The 15,193-nt window shown below is 59.4% G+C and carries 17 protein-coding genes; 8 read left to right on the forward strand and 9 right to left on the reverse strand.

Annotated features, from left to right (window positions below; all coding sequences use genetic code 11):
- Positions 1-147: 147 nt before the first annotated feature.
- The gene (locus tag OK142_RS09375; protein ID WP_003497628.1) at positions 148-1,173 is read left to right on the forward strand and encodes a class I fructose-bisphosphate aldolase; all 1,026 of its coding nucleotides are present in this window, start codon (positions 148-150) and stop codon (positions 1,171-1,173) included.
- Between the two features lie 57 nt (positions 1,174-1,230).
- Here OK142_RS09375 and OK142_RS09380 read toward each other — a convergent pair whose 3' ends face one another.
- Positions 1,231-1,386 (reverse strand): hypothetical protein, encoded by a 156-nt coding sequence (locus tag OK142_RS09380; protein ID WP_498682332.1) that lies wholly within the window; start codon positions 1,384-1,386, stop codon positions 1,231-1,233.
- Between the two features lie 136 nt (positions 1,387-1,522).
- Here OK142_RS09380 and OK142_RS09385 point away from each other — a divergent pair, with 136 nt between their 5' ends.
- The 3 genes from OK142_RS09385 (at position 1,523) to rcdA (ending at position 3,919) form a co-directional block, all read left to right on the forward strand.
- Positions 1,523-2,812 carry an MFS transporter gene (locus OK142_RS09385; RefSeq protein WP_035242897.1) on the forward strand — a complete coding sequence of 430 codons (1,290 nt, stop codon included), beginning with the start codon at positions 1,523-1,525 and terminating at the stop codon, positions 2,810-2,812.
- The gene (locus tag OK142_RS09390; RefSeq protein WP_003497631.1) at positions 2,809-3,000 is read left to right on the forward strand and encodes a DUF1192 domain-containing protein; all 192 of its coding nucleotides are present in this window, start codon (positions 2,809-2,811) and stop codon (positions 2,998-3,000) included. Before OK142_RS09385 ends, OK142_RS09390 begins: the two co-directional genes overlap by 4 nt.
- 403 nt (positions 3,001-3,403) lie before the next feature.
- Entirely contained in the window at positions 3,404-3,919 is a 516-nt protein-coding gene (gene rcdA, locus OK142_RS09395) for a protease adaptor protein RcdA (protein WP_035242899.1), read from the forward strand.
- 153 nt (positions 3,920-4,072) lie between these two features.
- On the opposite strand, the gene rpmE is transcribed toward rcdA, so the two are convergent.
- Complete coding sequence (rpmE, locus tag OK142_RS09400; RefSeq protein ID WP_003497640.1) at positions 4,073-4,294, reverse strand: 50S ribosomal protein L31; 222 nt, start codon at positions 4,292-4,294, stop codon at positions 4,073-4,075.
- A gap of 261 nt (positions 4,295-4,555) precedes the next feature.
- Between rpmE and OK142_RS09405 the strand changes: the two genes are divergently transcribed.
- Positions 4,556-6,355, forward strand: coding sequence for an ABC transporter transmembrane domain-containing protein (locus OK142_RS09405; protein WP_498682335.1), 1,800 nt, complete (start codon positions 4,556-4,558; stop codon positions 6,353-6,355).
- Here the strand turns inward: OK142_RS09405 and OK142_RS09410 are convergent, their stop codons facing one another.
- From OK142_RS09410 to OK142_RS09435, 6 genes are all read right to left on the reverse strand, one after another.
- The gene (locus tag OK142_RS09410) at positions 6,356-8,002 is read right to left on the reverse strand and encodes an FAD-binding dehydrogenase (RefSeq protein ID WP_498682337.1); all 1,647 of its coding nucleotides are present in this window, start codon (positions 8,000-8,002) and stop codon (positions 6,356-6,358) included.
- Between the two features lie 89 nt (positions 8,003-8,091).
- The gene (locus OK142_RS09415) at positions 8,092-9,123 is read right to left on the reverse strand and encodes a peptidoglycan -binding protein (protein WP_082185342.1); all 1,032 of its coding nucleotides are present in this window, start codon (positions 9,121-9,123) and stop codon (positions 8,092-8,094) included.
- Positions 9,124-9,125: 2 nt separating this feature from the next.
- Positions 9,126-10,145: a hypothetical protein gene (locus tag OK142_RS09420; protein ID WP_035243255.1), complete on the reverse strand. Its 1,020-nt coding sequence runs from the start codon at positions 10,143-10,145 to the stop codon at positions 9,126-9,128.
- A gap of 201 nt (positions 10,146-10,346) precedes the next feature.
- Positions 10,347-11,147, reverse strand: coding sequence for an inositol monophosphatase family protein (locus tag OK142_RS09425; RefSeq protein ID WP_035243257.1), 801 nt, complete (start codon positions 11,145-11,147; stop codon positions 10,347-10,349).
- 164 nt (positions 11,148-11,311) lie between these two features.
- Complete coding sequence (locus OK142_RS09430) at positions 11,312-12,412, reverse strand: tetratricopeptide repeat protein (RefSeq protein WP_498682341.1); 1,101 nt, start codon at positions 12,410-12,412, stop codon at positions 11,312-11,314.
- An 8-nt stretch (positions 12,413-12,420) separates the two neighbouring features.
- Positions 12,421-13,074, reverse strand: coding sequence for a thiamine phosphate synthase (locus tag OK142_RS09435; RefSeq protein ID WP_498682344.1), 654 nt, complete (start codon positions 13,072-13,074; stop codon positions 12,421-12,423).
- Between the two features lie 104 nt (positions 13,075-13,178).
- Between OK142_RS09435 and OK142_RS09440 the strand changes: the two genes are divergently transcribed.
- A complete protein-coding gene (locus OK142_RS09440) occupies positions 13,179-13,943 on the forward strand; it encodes a sulfite exporter TauE/SafE family protein (protein ID WP_003497657.1) in 765 nt (254 codons plus the stop codon).
- 98 nt (positions 13,944-14,041) lie between these two features.
- Here the strand turns inward: OK142_RS09440 and OK142_RS09445 are convergent, their stop codons facing one another.
- Positions 14,042-14,218 (reverse strand): YdcH family protein, encoded by a 177-nt coding sequence (locus OK142_RS09445; RefSeq protein WP_035222179.1) that lies wholly within the window; start codon positions 14,216-14,218, stop codon positions 14,042-14,044.
- 235 nt (positions 14,219-14,453) lie between these two features.
- Between OK142_RS09445 and OK142_RS09450 the strand changes: the two genes are divergently transcribed.
- Complete coding sequence (locus OK142_RS09450; protein ID WP_003497661.1) at positions 14,454-14,657, forward strand: YdcH family protein; 204 nt, start codon at positions 14,454-14,456, stop codon at positions 14,655-14,657.
- 47 nt (positions 14,658-14,704) lie between these two features.
- The gene (gene purE, locus OK142_RS09455) at positions 14,705-15,172 is read left to right on the forward strand and encodes a 5-(carboxyamino)imidazole ribonucleotide mutase (RefSeq protein ID WP_035243258.1); all 468 of its coding nucleotides are present in this window, start codon (positions 14,705-14,707) and stop codon (positions 15,170-15,172) included.
- Positions 15,173-15,193: the final 21 nt, after the last annotated feature.

A 15,193-nucleotide genomic window follows, 5' to 3' on the forward strand; every position in this document is an offset into this window, starting at 1 on the left:
CCCGGCCTTGTTTTTTGGTAAGTACGCACGGGAGGAAAAGTTTCAAACGATTGAAATCATTTCAATCGTTTCAATGAGTTAGCCTGCCATTTCCCTGCCCTGGAACTTCTGTTATCGGGAATTTATTGTGCCTTGGGAGAATAGCAAATGACCGAACGTCTCGAAGACATTGCCATCAAAATGGTTGCCGACGGTAAAGGCCTGCTCGCAGCCGACGAATCCACTGGAACGATCAAGAAGCGTTTCGACAGCATCAATCTGGAGTCCACCGAGACCGCCCGCCGCGACTATCGCGAAATGCTGTTCCGCTCCGACGACGCCATGAAGAAATACATCTCCGGCGTCATCCTTTACGAAGAAACCCTGTTCCAGAAGGCAGCCGACGGCACGCCTTTTGTTGATATCATCAAGGCGGCCGGCAGCCTGCCGGGCATCAAGGTGGATATCGGCGCAAAGCCGATGGCCTTCCACCCGCATGAATTCATCACCGAAGGTCTCGACGGTCTTTACGAGCGCCTGCGCAAGTACCATGAGGCCGGTGCCCGTTTCGCCAAGTGGCGCGGCGTCATCACCATCGGTGATCAGCGCCCGAGCTGGGGTTCGATCAAGGCAAACTCCCAGTCGCTCGCTCGTTACGCCGCTCTCTGCCAGCAGGCGGATATCGTGCCGATCGTGGAGCCGGAAGTGCTGATGGACGGCGAGCCCGGCACGCACGACATCGATCGCTGTGCGGAAGTCACGCAATGGGTTCTCCAGACCGTCTTTGCGGATCTGTTCGACGCCCGCGTCAACCTTGAAGGCATGATCCTCAAGCCGAACATGATCATCGACGGCAAGAAAGCCCGCAAGGCCTCCGTCGAGGAAGTGGCGGAAAAGACCGTGAAGGTTCTGAAGGCGACCGTGCCCTCTGCCGTTCCGGGCATCGCCTTCCTTTCCGGCGGCCAGTCCTCCGAAGAGGCGACGGCACATCTCTCCGCCATGAATGCCGGTTACGACCTGCCCTGGTCACTAACCTACTCCTACGGCCGCGCGCTTCAGGATACGGCCCTCAAGACATGGGGCGGCAAGCAGGAGAATGTCGCCGCCGGCCAGCGCGCCTTCACCCACCGCGCCGCCATGAACAGCCTTGCTGCCAAGGGCAACTGGAAGCTGGAACTCGAAAAGGCCGCGTAAGGCCAGGCCGACAGGCACGCCGAAAAATCAAAGCCGCCCCATGGGCGGCTTTTTTCTTTACGGGCGCAGGAGAAGCGTGGCCGACCAGATGACAAAGGCGGCAATCGCTATCTTCCAGCAATCGCCCCTTTTTTTAAGGCCCGGCAAGCCGAGCGGCCGGATGATCTGGACCACCATGGCCAGCAGTAAAAAAAGGCCGATCGCCTTTGTCATTTGTTGAGCCTTTTCTTTATTTCTGCATCGTCACAGGCTGGACATTTTTAGCGTTCACCAGAAGAGTGCAACTCATTCGGGTAATCCCGTTCTATGGCCTGTCCGACCGTCCGTCCGAACGCATGAGAGTGTCTTCATGAGCAGAAATCTTCTACCCGTATTCGCTCTTTTATCCAGCACTCTGTTTCTTTTTCTCGGTAACGGCCTCCAGGGCCTGGTGCTGCCAGTGCGTGGTTCGGCCGAAGGCTATTCCAATGAAATTCTGGGCTTTCTCGGCACCTCCTGGGCGGCCGGCTTCGTCATCGGCTGCTTTGTGGCACCCGCGATCGTGCGCCGCGCCGGGCATGTGCGGGCGTTCGCCTCCTTCGTCGCGCTGGTCTGCCTGACCGTGCTGATGACGGGTCTTATCATTGACGACGTCTGGTGGATCACCATGCGCGCGCTCACCGGCTTCTGCACGGCCGGCACGTCCATGATCATCGAAAGCTGGCTGAACGAACGCGCGACCAATGAGAGCCGCGGCATGATCTTCTCGCTTTATATAGCCATCACCCTGCTTGGCGTCGTGGCGGGGCAGATGATCGTGCCGATGGGCGACATCAGCAACAACTCGCTGTTCATGATCTGCGGCATCATCTATTGCATTGCGATTCTGCCAGCCACGCTTTCGAAGGCCGACAGTCCGCAGCCCTTGCAGAAGGTCAAGCTGGATTTACCGGCTCTATACCGCAACTCGCCGGTTTCCTTCGTCGGTATCCTGATGATCGGCATCGCCAACGGTGCTTACGGCACGCTCGGCGCCGTTTTTGGCGCACGGGCGGGTCTTGATCCGACCATGATCGCCATCATGGTGTCCGTCACGATCTTCGTCGGCGCGCTCGCGCAATTTCCGGCCGGCCGCCTTTCGGACCGCATAGACCGCCGTTATGTGCTCGCCGGACTGGCAGGTCTTGGCGCAGTCGCGGGTCTGGCCGTTGCGGCCGTGCAGCCGCACAATGTCTACGTCCTTATCCCCATGATCGCCATTTACGGCGCCGCCGCCAACGCGCTTTATCCCATCGCCGTGGCCCATGCCAACGACTACGCGGCATCGGAAGACTTCGTCAAGGTTTCGGGCGGGCTGCTGCTGCTTTACGGCATCGGCACCATCATCGGCCCGACACTCGGCGGCGCGGTCATGACCTATTCCGGCCCCTATGCGCTCTTCTTCGTGACGGCCGTGGCCCACGTGCTGATAACGGCCTATGCCATCATCAGAAGCCGTCAACGCGCCGCACTTTCGACCGACGAAAAGGACAATTTCTCGACCATGATGCCGACGACGCCCTCGCCGCTCGTCACGCCGGAAAGCATTGCACTTGATCCGCGCGCGCCGCAATATCCCGAGGACGATGGCGACTATGTTGAAAAAGGAGCAGGCATATGAGCCTCTTTGACGATGACCGTCCGCAAAAACCGCTGGCGCATGAGATCGGCAGCGATCTCAGCCTTCTTTCCGTGGACGAACTCAGCAACCGTATCGACCTCCTGCAAACGGAAATCACCCGGCTGGAAGAGGAGCGGACAAGGAAATCGGCGGGCCGGCTGGCGGCGGAGAACCTCTTCCGCTCCTGACGAAGGCCCGCAGAAACGCCTGGGAGGAAACCTACAAACCGCAAGCTGCGGCCGGAATGGTGCACGGGCGTAAATATTCTGGCGCAGTCTTTCGTTTACCATTAACCAAAAATTAAGCTTTCTGAGAGATTACTATACATGTCCAGTTCTTCTGGACCTCAGGCATCTTCTCCATTCGGCGAATTGGTCTGATTTTTCTCCCTGTTTTACCTTGAGAGCCGCTTTCGCGGCTCTTTTTTTGCCGGTATCCGGATTTCGTAAAACTGTGGGTATTAACCCTTCTTTAATAATTGCCTTGCGCATTTCAGGTAAAGATATCATCCTGAAAACACTAAAGGCCGGAACAAAATATCCCGGTCGTCGTTGCCTGACAGTGTGGTGCGTGAGCAGGGATTTAAAGAAAATGTCGGAACAGGTTTTAAATACCATAAGCTTTGCGGGTCGCGCGGCTGCTTCCAACCAGTTCAAAACCCTCTATACCGAAGGCATGACCTTGGTTGAGGAAACGGCTAGCTACCTTGATGGCGCTGGTCGCGCTGCTTCCAAGGTTCTGCCGCGCATGGCTTCCGTTCTTTATGCAGCGGAATCGATGCGCCTCACCACCCGCCTGATGCAGATGGCCTCCTGGCTGCTTCTGCAGCGCGCCGTCAACAATGGCGAGATGACGCGCGATCAGGTTCTGAGCGAGAAGAACAAGGTGCGTCTCGACAGCTTCAATGTCGACCGTAACGCGCCCGGCTGGAACGATCTGCCGGAATCCTTCCGCGACCTCATCGAACGGTCGCTGCGCCTCCAGAACCGCATCGCCCTTCTCGACCGCGAAATCTATCGCCCGTCCGAAGCCACCAAGGTGCCGGACAATGAAAACAGCGTACAGGCACAGCTTAATCTCCTGCGCACGGCTTTCTCCATCAATTGAGAAAAGACGATCTTATCCGGACAATTTGAAAAGCAGGCTGGCAAGCCTGCTTTTTTGTTTTGGGCTATACGTGCCCACCCATCATCATTGGAAAAGGCAACAAAAAAGCCCGGTAAAAACCGGGCTTTTTTAAACGATCCGTCCGCAAGTGGATCAGAGGCCGAGGCCGCCGAAACGCTTGTTGAACTTGGAAACGCGACCACCACGGTCCATAAGCTGCTGGTTGCCGCCCGTCCATGCCGGATGGGACTTGGGGTCGATTTCAAGGTTCATGACGGCGCCTTCCGAACCCCAGGTGGAGCGGGTTTCGTATTCGGTGCCATCGGTCATGACCACCTTGATCGTGTGATAATCGGGATGGATATCAGCCTTCATGACAATCTTCCTGGTTAAGTGACGTGCGGTCCATTTGCCGCAATTGCGTCAACTGAGCCATTTCAATAAATGAAGCCATAGACCAGATGGGCCATGGCTTCCCAATTCGATGCGGAGCCTATACATGAAGGTCGCCCAGATAACAAGAGCCTGCTATCCCCTTGTGAAAGGAGATGGCCGCAGGGGCAGGAATTTTACCGCGGGCCGGAAATCCGGCCCCAAAAGACCGAAAAACGGCGCGGAACGAGGAGCATAAAGGACGTGGCAGACATTGAAGCGCAGAAAGCGGCGAAACAGAGAAGCCTGAAGCCGCTTCTTGGCCTTTTCCCATATCTCAGGCGTTATCGCGGCCTGATGGCGGCTGCCATTTTCGCACTTGTCCTTTCCTCCGCCACGACACTCGCCTTGCCGCTTGCCGTTCGCCGCATCATCGACCACGGTTTCCAGACGCCGGATGGCGGCATGATCAACAGCTATTTCGCCATGCTTCTGGCGATCGCCGTCCTCCTCGCGCTCGCCAGCGCCATGCGTTATTATTACGTCATGACCATTGGCGAAAGGGTCGTCGCCGATCTGCGCCGCGATGTCTTTGCCCATCTCACCACCCTGTCGCAGCAGTTTTTCGATACCAACCGATCCGGCGAACTGACCTCGCGGCTGACGGCCGACACGGTGCAGATCCGTTCCGCCTTCGGCTCATCCGCCTCCGTGGCGTTGCGCAACATCATCATGTGTTGCGGCGCTGTCGCCATGATGATCTATACCAGCCCCGGCCTTTCCGGCCTTGCGCTGCTTGCCATTCCCTTCATTGTTTTTCCGCTGATTGCCTTCGGCCGTTCTGTCCGTGCCCGCTCGCGCACCACGCAGGACACATTGGCCAATTCCGCCGCCTATGCTTCCGAGACGATCGCGGCGAGCCGCACCGTGCAGTCCTTCAATGCCGAGACCCTTGCGAACGCCCGTTACGGCGCCTCCGTGGAAGCCGCCTATCAGGGCGCGCGCGCGGCGATCGGTGCACGCTCCATCCTAACCGCCGTCGCTATTGCACTGGTCTTCGGCAGCGTCGTCGGCATTCTCTGGTATGGCGCGCAAAGCGTCTTGTCCGGCAGCATGACTGCGGGCACGCTCGGCCAATTCGTACTTTACTCCGTCATCGCCGCAAGCGGCCTTGGCCAGCTTTCGGAAGTATGGGGTGAACTGGCGCAGGCGGGCGGCGCGGCCGGACGGCTTTCCGAACTGCTGGACGAGCGCTCACCCGTCATCGAGCCGACGACGCCCGTTGCCATGGTGCAGCCACCGCGCGGCGAGGCGGCATTTGAAGACGTCAATTTTATCTACCCGCTCGCGACCGGCCGGCCGATCATCTCCGGCCTCTCCTTCAAGGTCAGCGCCGGCGAAACCGTTGCCATTGTCGGCCCTTCAGGCGCGGGCAAGAGCACGGTCTTTTCGCTGCTGATGCGGTTTTACGACCCGCAGCAGGGTCGTATCACCGTCGATGGCACCGATATCCGCGATGTCAGCCTGGCAGACCTGCGCGCGCACCTGTCAATCGTCCCGCAGGACGTGGCGATATTCGCCTCCTCCATCCATGATAATATCGCCTTCGGCCGGCCGGATGCGACACGCGAAGAAGTCCGCGCCGCCGCCACCGCCGCACAGGCGGACAGCTTCATCACGCGACTGACCGATGGTTATGACACGCAGGTGGGTGAACGGGGCGTTACGCTTTCCGGCGGCCAGCGACAGCGCATCGCGATTGCCCGCGCCATCCTGCGCAACGCGCCGATCCTGCTACTCGACGAAGCGACATCCGCGCTTGATGCGGAAAGCGAAATGCTGGTGCAAAAGGCTCTGGATGAGTTGATGAAGGCCCGCACCACAATCGTCATTGCCCATCGCCTTGCCACCGTGCTGAAGGCGGACCGCATTCTGGTGATGGATGAAGGCCGCATCATCGAGGAAGGCACGCACCAGAGCCTCATTCGCCAGAACGGCCTTTACGCAAAACTTGCCCGGCTGCAATTCCAGACGGGGCCGGACGAATTGCGCGCCCAGGCGTAATCACGCCAGCACTTTGCGCCCCGCAACACGGCCGGAAAACAGGCAGCCGCCGAGGAATGTGCCCTCAAGCGCATTATAGCCGTGCATGCCGCCACCGCCGAAACCGGCCACCTCACCGGCAGCATAAAGGCCCGGCACCGGCGCACCGGCGGCATCCAGCACGCGCGCCTCAAGGTCCGTATGCAGGCCGCCCAGCGTCTTTCGCGTCAATACATGCAGACGCACGGCGATTAAAGGTCCCATCGCCGGATCGAGCACCCGATGCGGTTTTGCGGTGCGCATCAGCCTGTCGCCGAGATAACGCCGCGCGCCATGGATTGCCGTTACCTGCGCATCCTTGCAGAAACCGTTCTCGATCTCACGGTCCCGCGCCTCTATCTGGTCGCGGATATGGCCTATATCCAAACGGTCATCGCCGCTGATCGCGTTCATTGCCGGGACAAGCTCTTCCAACGTATCGCGGACGGCGAAATCCTCACCATGCTCCATGAAGGCCTTCACCGGCCCGGGCGGTTCTTTGCCCAGCCGTTTGAGCAGCAGCCGCATATTCTTGCCCGTCAGATCAGGGTTTTGCTCCGAACCTGAAAGCGCAAACTCCTTCTTGATGATCGCCTTGGTCAAGATGAACCAGCTATGGCCGCTGCCGCGCTCGCCCAGCATTTTAAGCGTGCCGAGCGTATCGAAGCCCGGCATCGCCGGCGCTGAAAGCCGGTTTCCATCGGCATCGCACCAGAAGGACGAGGGGCCGGGCAGGATGCGGATGCCATGGTCCGGCCAGATCGGATCGTGGTTTTTCACACCTTCGGTATAGTGCCACATCCGGTCGCGATTGATGACTGTTCCACCCACCATTTCCGTAATGGCAAGCATGCGACCATCCACATGAGCGGGTACGCCGCAGACCATGCCTGCGGGAGGCATACCCAGCCGCTCTACCGGCCAGTTGCGCCGCACCAGCTCCCGATTGCCGCCGATGCCGCCGGAACTGACGATGACGGCCGAGGCTGCAATGGTGAAATCCCCCGTTACGTCCCGGCTGCTCTGTTGTCCGCGCAACACCGGATCCGTTGCAAGAACAGCGCCGGAAATGCCAGTCACCCGGCCGTCGGTGATATCCAGCCGATCGACGCGGTGGCGAAACCGGAGGGCAAGGCGGCCGTCCGCAGCCATGGGTTTTGTCTTTTCAATGAAGGGTGCCAGCACGCCAGGACCGGTGCCCCATGTGACATGGAAACGCGGAACGGAATTGCCGTGACCATGGGCAAAGGCACCACCTCGTTCGGCCCAGCCGACCACGGGAAACCAGCGCATGCCAAGCCGATGCAGCCATTCGCGTTTTTCACCGGCGGCGAAATTGAGATAGGCTTCGGCCCACCGTTGCGGCCAATGGTCCTCGGAACGATCGAAACCTGCCGAGCCGAACCAGTCCTGCCGGGCAAGATCAAGACTGTCGCGCACCCGCATCAGGCGCTGCTCGGGGCTGTCGATGAAAAACAGACCACCAAGCGACCAGAAAGCCTGCCCGCCAAGGTTTTGCTTTCCCTCCTGATCCACTAGGCAAACGCTGAGGCCGCGCTCGACAGCCTCCGTTGCCGCGACCAGTCCGGCCAGCCCCGCACCGACGACAATCACATCATATCGTTCCATCAGCCCCTCCCAGATATGACGGAATTACTTTTACGCGAACGTAAATTCACTTGCCGCCCAAGGCAACCGTCCTAATGCGGCCCGCTGTTTCAGCGCTCGGTGAGTTTGAGCTCGATACGGCGGTTCTGCTGACGCGCTTCCGGCGTGTCGCCTTCTGCAATCGGCTGATATTCGCCGAAACCGGCCGCGACCAGCCGGTTTGACGGAACGCCCTTGGAGATCAGGAATTTCACCACCGAGGTGGCGCGGGCAGAGGAAAGTTCCCAATTGTCGCGGTAACGGCCGGAGCCGGAAAGTTGCACATTGTCCGTATGGCCGTCGACGCGCAGGACCCAGTTGATCTCCGCCGGGATTTCCTTGGCAAGATCAATCAAAGCGACAGCCAGCTTCTCCATCTCCGCCTGCCCTTGCGGATTGAGCTCGTTGCCACCGGAAGGAAACAGCACTTCGGACTGGAAGACGAAACGGTCGCCGACGATACGGATGTTTTCGCGGTCCGAAAGAATTTCGCGCAGGCGTCCGAAGAAATCAGACCGGTAGCGGTTCAGTTCCTGTACTCTCTGCGCCAGCGCCACATTGAGACGGCGGCCGAGATCGGCGATCTTAACCTGAGACGAGGCGTCCTTGGACTCCGACGCCTGCAGCGCGGCTTCCACGGAAGCAATCTGCGCCCTGAGCGCTGCAATCTGCTGGTTGAGCAATTCTATCTGTGCGGAGGCGCGGGAATTGGCCTGCTTCTGGTCATCCAGTTCGCCGGTCAGGCTGCCAATACGGGCATTGGCGCTTGCGCTGTTGCCCGATCCCGCATCGAGAAGCGACTGCAGGCGCGAACGCTCGCTTTCGGATGCGGCAAGCGTGGATTGCAGGCTCGCCAATGCGTCCTCGATATCCTGCTTGTTGCCCTTTTCCATGGCCAGAAGTTCGGTCAGTTCCGCTATCTGGCTGTTGAGGCGCGTCAGCACCTCGTCCTTGCCGGTGATTTCTCGCGACAGCACGAATTGCGCCAGCACGAAAACCGTGAGCAGAAACATGATGGCCATGAGCAGCGTCGAGAGCGCATCGACGAAACCCGGCCAATAATCCACACCCCTGTCGCGGCGGCGGTTGCGCGCTAGCGCCATGGCTACTCGCTCCCGTTATCGTGCCGGGTGCGTCCGGAAGATTTCGTCTCGCCATCGATACGCGTCGAAAGCCGGTCGAGTGTGCGGCGAAGCGATCGTGATTCCTCCTGCTGCGCCTCGATCCAGTCGCGCAACATCTGCTGCTCGCTGCGCATATTCTTGACCAGGCCCTGAATGCCCTCGGCAAGGCTGGTCATGGCCGCAAGCGAACGCTCGGTGCTGACAACCGCGCCGGCTTCAGCCTTGAACTCCCTCGGCATTTCCACCGAGGTATCCGTAACGGAAGACAGCCAGTTTTCAAGCTGGGTGTAAAAACGGTTCTGGGCGCGGCCGGCCTGAAGATCGAGAAATCCGAGGATCAGCGAGCCCGAAAGACCGAGAAGCGACGAGGAAAACGCCGTTCCCATGCCCGCCAGCGGCGCAGTCAGGCCGGCCTTGAGGGAGCCGAGAATATCGTTGCTATCACCAGCACTTGGATCAAGCGACTGGATGACGTTGCTGATGGCGCCGATGGTGCCGATGAGGCCCCAGAAGGTGCCGAGCAGGCCAAGGAAAACCAGAAGGCCAACGAGATAACGCGAGGTATCACGCGTCTCATCAAGGCGAGTCGCAATGGAATCGAGGATCGTCCGCTGCGTAACGGCTGAGAGCCGAACCTCTCCGCGCTTGCCGATCAGCGTGCTCATTGGGGCAAGCAGTTTTGGCGCACGGCCAACCTTCTCAACGCTGCCGGCGGCGCGGAAGGCATTGAACCAGCGCACTTCCGAGCGCAGGCTCATGGTCTGCGTGAACACCAGAATGATGCCGATGGCGAGAACGCCGAGAATGAAACCGTTGAGGCCCGGGTTCGTCATGAAGGCGGTGTGCGCCTGCCGGTAAAGAATGGCCGCCAGAAAGCCGACGAGGATCAGAAACAGAACCATCGTCCACAGAAACGGTGTGGGGCTGGACAGCTTGTGGCTGTATTGCCGTGTGGTCACCGGTTTCTCGACGCCGAGATCAAGCAACTCCGAATCCGCCATAACGTTCGCATTCCCTTCGGTCAGGTATCCTGCGGAAGCTATTTGAAAATTGCGACGATTTGAAGCGAAAAGCCGGTCTTTCGTCATACGCATTTTGCAAAGACGGATGGGACCGCCGCTCAGAAAAACAAAAACGCCCGGCAAGGGTTCGCCGGGCGCTTAAAAACTTGCATTAAACGGCAGGTTTTCTGCCGAAATCGATCAGCGGCCCGGTATCGGGCGGTTGGCGACTTCCACAAGCGACTTGTGGATATATTCATTTCCAGCCGCAACAGTACCGCTGCCGAAGATGTCCGTGCCGCCCTTGATATCAGAGGCGAAGCCACCGGCTTCGCGAATCAGCACCAGACCGGCCGCCATGTCCCAGGGCGAAAGATCCGCCTCCCAGAAACCGTCGAGACGGCCCGCAGCAACATAGGCAAGGTCGAGCGCTGCCGCACCCATGCGGCGGATGCCGGCCGCCTCACCCATGACGTGACGAAGCTCGACGAGGAACTTGCCGTGATTGCCACGGCCGAGATGCGGCACGCCGCAGCCGATGACGCAATCGGTCAGCGCCTTACGCGCAGCAACGCGAATACGGCGATCGTTGAGGAAAGCGCCGCCGCCACGCTCGGCGGTGTAGAGTTCGTCGGTGGCCGGATTGAAGATCACACCGGCGACGATTTCGCCGTTGCGCTCCAGCGCGATGGAAACGGCGAAATGCGGAATGCCGTGCAGGAAGTTGGTCGTGCCATCAAGCGGATCGACGATCCAGCGATGCGCGCCGTCACTGCCTTTTTCCTCGCCGCCTTCCTCACCCAGAAAGTCGTAGGTGGGGCGGGCCTTCATCAATTCATCGCGCACGATCTTCTCGGCCTTGAGGTCTGCCTGCGATACGAAGTCACTCGGTCCCTTGACCGAAACCTGAAGGTTCTGCACTTCACCGAAGTCACGCGACAAAGACTTACCCGCCTTGATGGCGGCCTGAACCATGACATTGAGAAGGGCTGAACGGGCCATCGAGTTTGTTTCCTGGAAAGCTTGCGAACCGCCCGAAAGCTTGCCGGGCAGGCACGTCATTATTTTCTTGAATTGAAAGTTTGCGGTTCAAGACCACAAAACGCGCGGAAATTCAAGGCAAAAAGCCCGGGGGCGAACGCCGGCAGCGGTTGAGCCGCCCTGCATCACACCGGGCGGAACCGATTTGCGGCCTCGATCGCCTTTTTCTGCTGCTCGTCGGTGATGCCGAGATAAAAATCCTCGAGAGCCGGATCCTTGAGCCCTGCACGCCGGGAAAGCACATACCATTTGGCCGCTTCCACCGGGTCGGGTCGGGTGCCCAGTGCCTGAATATAGAGGTGCGCCACCTTGTTCTGGGCCACGACATTGCCGCGCTGTGCGGCGCCATAAAGCCAGCGGAAGCCCTCATCCAGATTTCGCTCGCCGCCAAAACCATTGACCAGCCAGATGCCGAGATCGACCTGCGCGGTATCGTAGCCCGCCTTCGCGGCCCGCATCAGCCAGTCCCTTGCCTTGGCTTTCTTTTCGGCAGGCACATCCTTGAGCGACCAGTAAATCTGCGACACCGCATATTGCGCATCGGCAATGCCCTGTTCGGCGGATTTTTCATAAAACGGCATGGCCATCAGCAATCCCTTGGCACCGGGATTTTCCGAAACCAGTATCTGCCCCCAGTTGAACTGGGCCGAGGCATTGCCGGCTTCCGCAGCACGACGCATGTAATCGTCGGCCTTCGCCTTGTCGCGGGTAACAAATTTGCCTTCCATCAGGATCAGGGCGAATTTGAACATGGCGACCGCATCGCCACCCTGCGCCGCCTGCTGGTACCAGAAAGCCGCGGTCTTCTCGTCACGGGCAATGCCGAGCCCGCGCGACATCATTTCCGCCACCAGCGTCTGGGCGGCGGCATCGCCGTTCTGCGCGCGGTTCAACGCTTTGTCGAGCGCCTGCACATATTCACCGCGCTGGAAATGGCCGTAGGCCTCGTCCACCCTGCCCTTGAACTCCTTTTCAGGCGGCAGAGCAGGCAGTTCGGCACCCATGCGCTGATAAACGTTGACGCCCTGCGAAGGCTGCAAATCCTTCTGCTCTTCCGATTGCACCCTGCCCTGACGGGAAGGCTGCGCCTCATCCTCCATCTGCCGGGAAAGCGCATTGCTTTCGCTCTGCGGTCCGGACTGGGCAAAAGCGACGCCCGCCGACGCGCCAAAAATCAGCGTCATCAGCGAAACGGAAAGGCAGAAGGGAACCGAGCGCATGAACATCGCCTGTATCAACCGCCAAACCGTGGCGCTTTTTCGTCAAGCAACGCGTTGATTTCAGAAACGGCCTGGGCGGGGCCGGTAGCATTGTCGAAAACGCCGCTGCGCATCGCCACAAATTCCACGCCGGTTTCAGCAACCGCGACCACCGATGACGGATCCGTACCGCCCATGACGATTGCCGGGATTTCGATCATCGAAGCCCACCACTCGCCAAGCGCCAGATTTTTGGGATGCGCTTCCGGCTTGATGTCGCCTTCGAGCTTGCCGAAAAAGACGTAGTCCGGATTGGACTCGCCCTGTTCCAGAGCCTTGTGACGATCATCCGCATTGCCGCCGCCGACGATCATCTTGGGCGTGAAATTTTCAACGGCTTCGGCAAGCGCCTCGGCATTGCCCGCCACATGCAGGCCATCCGCCTTCACCCTGCCCGCAACCCGGCTGTCGCCTGCAATGAGCGCAGCCGCACCCGCCTTCTGGACGAGAGGCACGATCAGTTCGGCACGCTTCTGGAAAGAGGCGTCATCCAGACCGTATTGCGGAATGATGACCGAGGCCACATCGCCGCCCCGCAGTGCTTCTTCCACATCTGTCGCCTGCTTTTGCGCATCGTCCGATTGCGGGACGATCAGAACAAGGCGGCAACGGTCTTCAACTATGGTCATTGGTTCGTCCATTTCAGGCAGAAGACACTTCCGGCGCGATCTGCACTCGTTTTGATATGATAAATCCGATAAACCGGACCGGAGAAAGGATCAACCATCCATCCATGCTGACCGATTTTCATTTTTTCCTCGTCGCCATCCCCGCAGTCGTGCTTGTCGGCCTTTCCAAGGGTGGTTTGGGCGGCGCGCTGGCGCTGATGGGCGTGCCGCTGATGGCGCTTGCAATCCCGCCGGTACAGGCGGCGGCGATCTTCCTGCCGATCCTGATCGTGATGGATCTCGTGGCGCTTTGGGCCTGGCGACACCACAACCATCGGCAGACGCTCCTCATCATGCTGCCCGGCGCAATCGCCGGCATTGCACTTGGCTGGGCCACCTCAAGCCTCATATCCGCGGATGCCATGCGGCTCGTCGTCGCCTCTGTGACCATCCTCTTTGTGCTGCGCTATTTCCACGAGAGCTTCAAAAGCCGCAACGGGCAGCAAATCCCGGCTAGACCGCAACGACCGGCCGCAGCAACGCTCTGGTCCAGCCTGTCGGGTTATGCGAGTTTCGTCGCCCATGCGGGCGGCCCGCCCTTCCAGATCTATGTTCTGCCGCTGAAGCTCGATCCCAAGACCTATACCGGCATGAGCGTGCGTTTCTTCGCCATCATGAATGCGATCAAGCTCATCCCCTATTTTGCGCTGGGGGCGCTGGACGCCACCAACCTCAAGACCTCGGCCAGCCTCTTGCCGGTCGCGATGCTGGCGACGCTCGCCGGTGCAAGGGTGGTGAAATATCTGAAACCATCCGTGTTTTACCCGCTGATGTATGCCATGGCGTTGATCGCAGCCCTGAAACTGCTCTGGGACGGACTGCCCCTCTAGGTTTCACAGCCACTAAAAAGCCCTGGCAACACCGCAGGTGCCGCCAGGGCCGAAAAGGAACCGTCAGTCCTTCATCGAAGGCTGCGGCATGGCATCATTTAATGCCTTGTGGAGGCTTTAAGCCTCTGCAGTTCATCCTTCAGGCGCAGTTTTCGACGTTTGAGGTCAGCGATCTCTGTGTCGTCCGAAGACGGGGAAGCAAGAATACTTTCGAGCTCTTCCTCCAGAGCACCGTGTTTCTTTTCGAGCGATGCAATATGAGCCTGAATGGTCATGCGGCACGTCCTTCCATTTTTAAGCCTACCTCCAGCTCTCCATCGCTGGAGTTTCAGGTTTGCGACGACAATGTGACATGGATTAATCGTATTGTCGAAGGCGAAATGAAGGCAATAAGTGGGCAATTTGGTCGCAACGGATAACTTCCCGTTACCGCGATTTGATGATAGAGGCTCGGAACAGACGACATACGCGCCGGAGGCTATCCGGCTGGCATAAAATGGGGATGACAAGATGCCCGATCAGGACCAGGCGGACATCAGGCTCACGCTGGCGCGGCTGCGCCAGGAGCATGAAGACTATGACGCGGCGATCAACGCGATGATCCAGACCAGTTGCGATGCGCTGAGGATACAGCGCATGAAAAAGAAGAAGCTGGCCGTCAAGGACAAGATGACCCAGCTCGAAGACCAGGTCATTCCCGATATCATCGCCTGAGCCGGAGAAATTACGTGACAGCAGAAACGCCCCCCGTCGCCATCATCATGGGCAGCCAGTCCGACTGGGAAACCATGAAGAACGCCGCCGATACGCTGGATGCGCTGGATGTGGAATATGAAGCCCGCATCATTTCCGCCCACCGCACGCCTGATCGACTTTATGATTTCGCCAATGGCGCAAAGGATGAGGGCTTCAAGGTCATCATCGCCGGTGCGGGCGGCGCTGCACATCTGCCGGGTATGACCGCGGCCATGACCCCGCTTCCGGTCTTCGGTGTTCCGGTGCAGTCCAAGACGATGTCCGGACAGGACAGCCTTTATTCCATCGTCCAGATGCCTGCCGGCATTCCCGTCGGAACGCTTGCCATCGGCAAGGCCGGTGCGATCAATGCGGCACTTCTGGCGGCAGCGGTTCTGGCACTCGGCGACGAGGATCTGGCTGACCGGCTCGATGCGTGGCGCGCGCGCCAGTCGGCGGCCGTGGCCGAATATCCCATGGACAACGCCCAGTGACGGCATCCGGGACAGCTGACG

Origin of the sequence: Agrobacterium sp. BT-220-3 (assembly GCF_025910175.1) — a bacterium.
GTDB lineage: Bacteria > Pseudomonadota > Alphaproteobacteria > Rhizobiales > Rhizobiaceae > Agrobacterium > Agrobacterium oryzihabitans.

What these genes read in the sequence shown, in the direction of transcription:
- OK142_RS09375 (WP_003497628.1), top strand. Translation starts at nt 148, where the DNA reads ATGACCGAACGTCTCGAAGACATTGCCATCAAAATGGTTGCCGACGGT.
- OK142_RS09380 (WP_498682332.1), bottom strand. Translation starts at nt 1,386, where the DNA reads ATGACAAAGGCGATCGGCCTTTTTTTACTGCTGGCCATGGTGGTCCAG.
- OK142_RS09385 (WP_035242897.1), top strand. Translation starts at nt 1,523, where the DNA reads ATGAGCAGAAATCTTCTACCCGTATTCGCTCTTTTATCCAGCACTCTG.
- OK142_RS09390 (WP_003497631.1), top strand. Translation starts at nt 2,809, where the DNA reads ATGAGCCTCTTTGACGATGACCGTCCGCAAAAACCGCTGGCGCATGAG.
- rcdA (WP_035242899.1), top strand. Translation starts at nt 3,404, where the DNA reads ATGTCGGAACAGGTTTTAAATACCATAAGCTTTGCGGGTCGCGCGGCT.
- rpmE (WP_003497640.1), bottom strand. Translation starts at nt 4,294, where the DNA reads ATGAAGGCTGATATCCATCCCGATTATCACACGATCAAGGTGGTCATG.
- OK142_RS09410 (WP_498682337.1), bottom strand. Translation starts at nt 8,002, where the DNA reads ATGGAACGATATGATGTGATTGTCGTCGGTGCGGGGCTGGCCGGACTG.
- OK142_RS09415 (WP_082185342.1), bottom strand. Translation starts at nt 9,123, where the DNA reads ATGGCGCTAGCGCGCAACCGCCGCCGCGACAGGGGTGTGGATTATTGG.
- OK142_RS09420 (WP_035243255.1), bottom strand. Translation starts at nt 10,145, where the DNA reads ATGGCGGATTCGGAGTTGCTTGATCTCGGCGTCGAGAAACCGGTGACC.
- OK142_RS09425 (WP_035243257.1), bottom strand. Translation starts at nt 11,147, where the DNA reads ATGGCCCGTTCAGCCCTTCTCAATGTCATGGTTCAGGCCGCCATCAAG.
- OK142_RS09430 (WP_498682341.1), bottom strand. Translation starts at nt 12,412, where the DNA reads ATGTTCATGCGCTCGGTTCCCTTCTGCCTTTCCGTTTCGCTGATGACG.
- OK142_RS09435 (WP_498682344.1), bottom strand. Translation starts at nt 13,074, where the DNA reads ATGACCATAGTTGAAGACCGTTGCCGCCTTGTTCTGATCGTCCCGCAA.
- OK142_RS09440 (WP_003497657.1), top strand. Translation starts at nt 13,179, where the DNA reads ATGCTGACCGATTTTCATTTTTTCCTCGTCGCCATCCCCGCAGTCGTG.
- OK142_RS09445 (WP_035222179.1), bottom strand. Translation starts at nt 14,218, where the DNA reads ATGACCATTCAGGCTCATATTGCATCGCTCGAAAAGAAACACGGTGCT.
- OK142_RS09450 (WP_003497661.1), top strand. Translation starts at nt 14,454, where the DNA reads ATGCCCGATCAGGACCAGGCGGACATCAGGCTCACGCTGGCGCGGCTG.
- purE (WP_035243258.1), top strand. Translation starts at nt 14,705, where the DNA reads ATGGGCAGCCAGTCCGACTGGGAAACCATGAAGAACGCCGCCGATACG.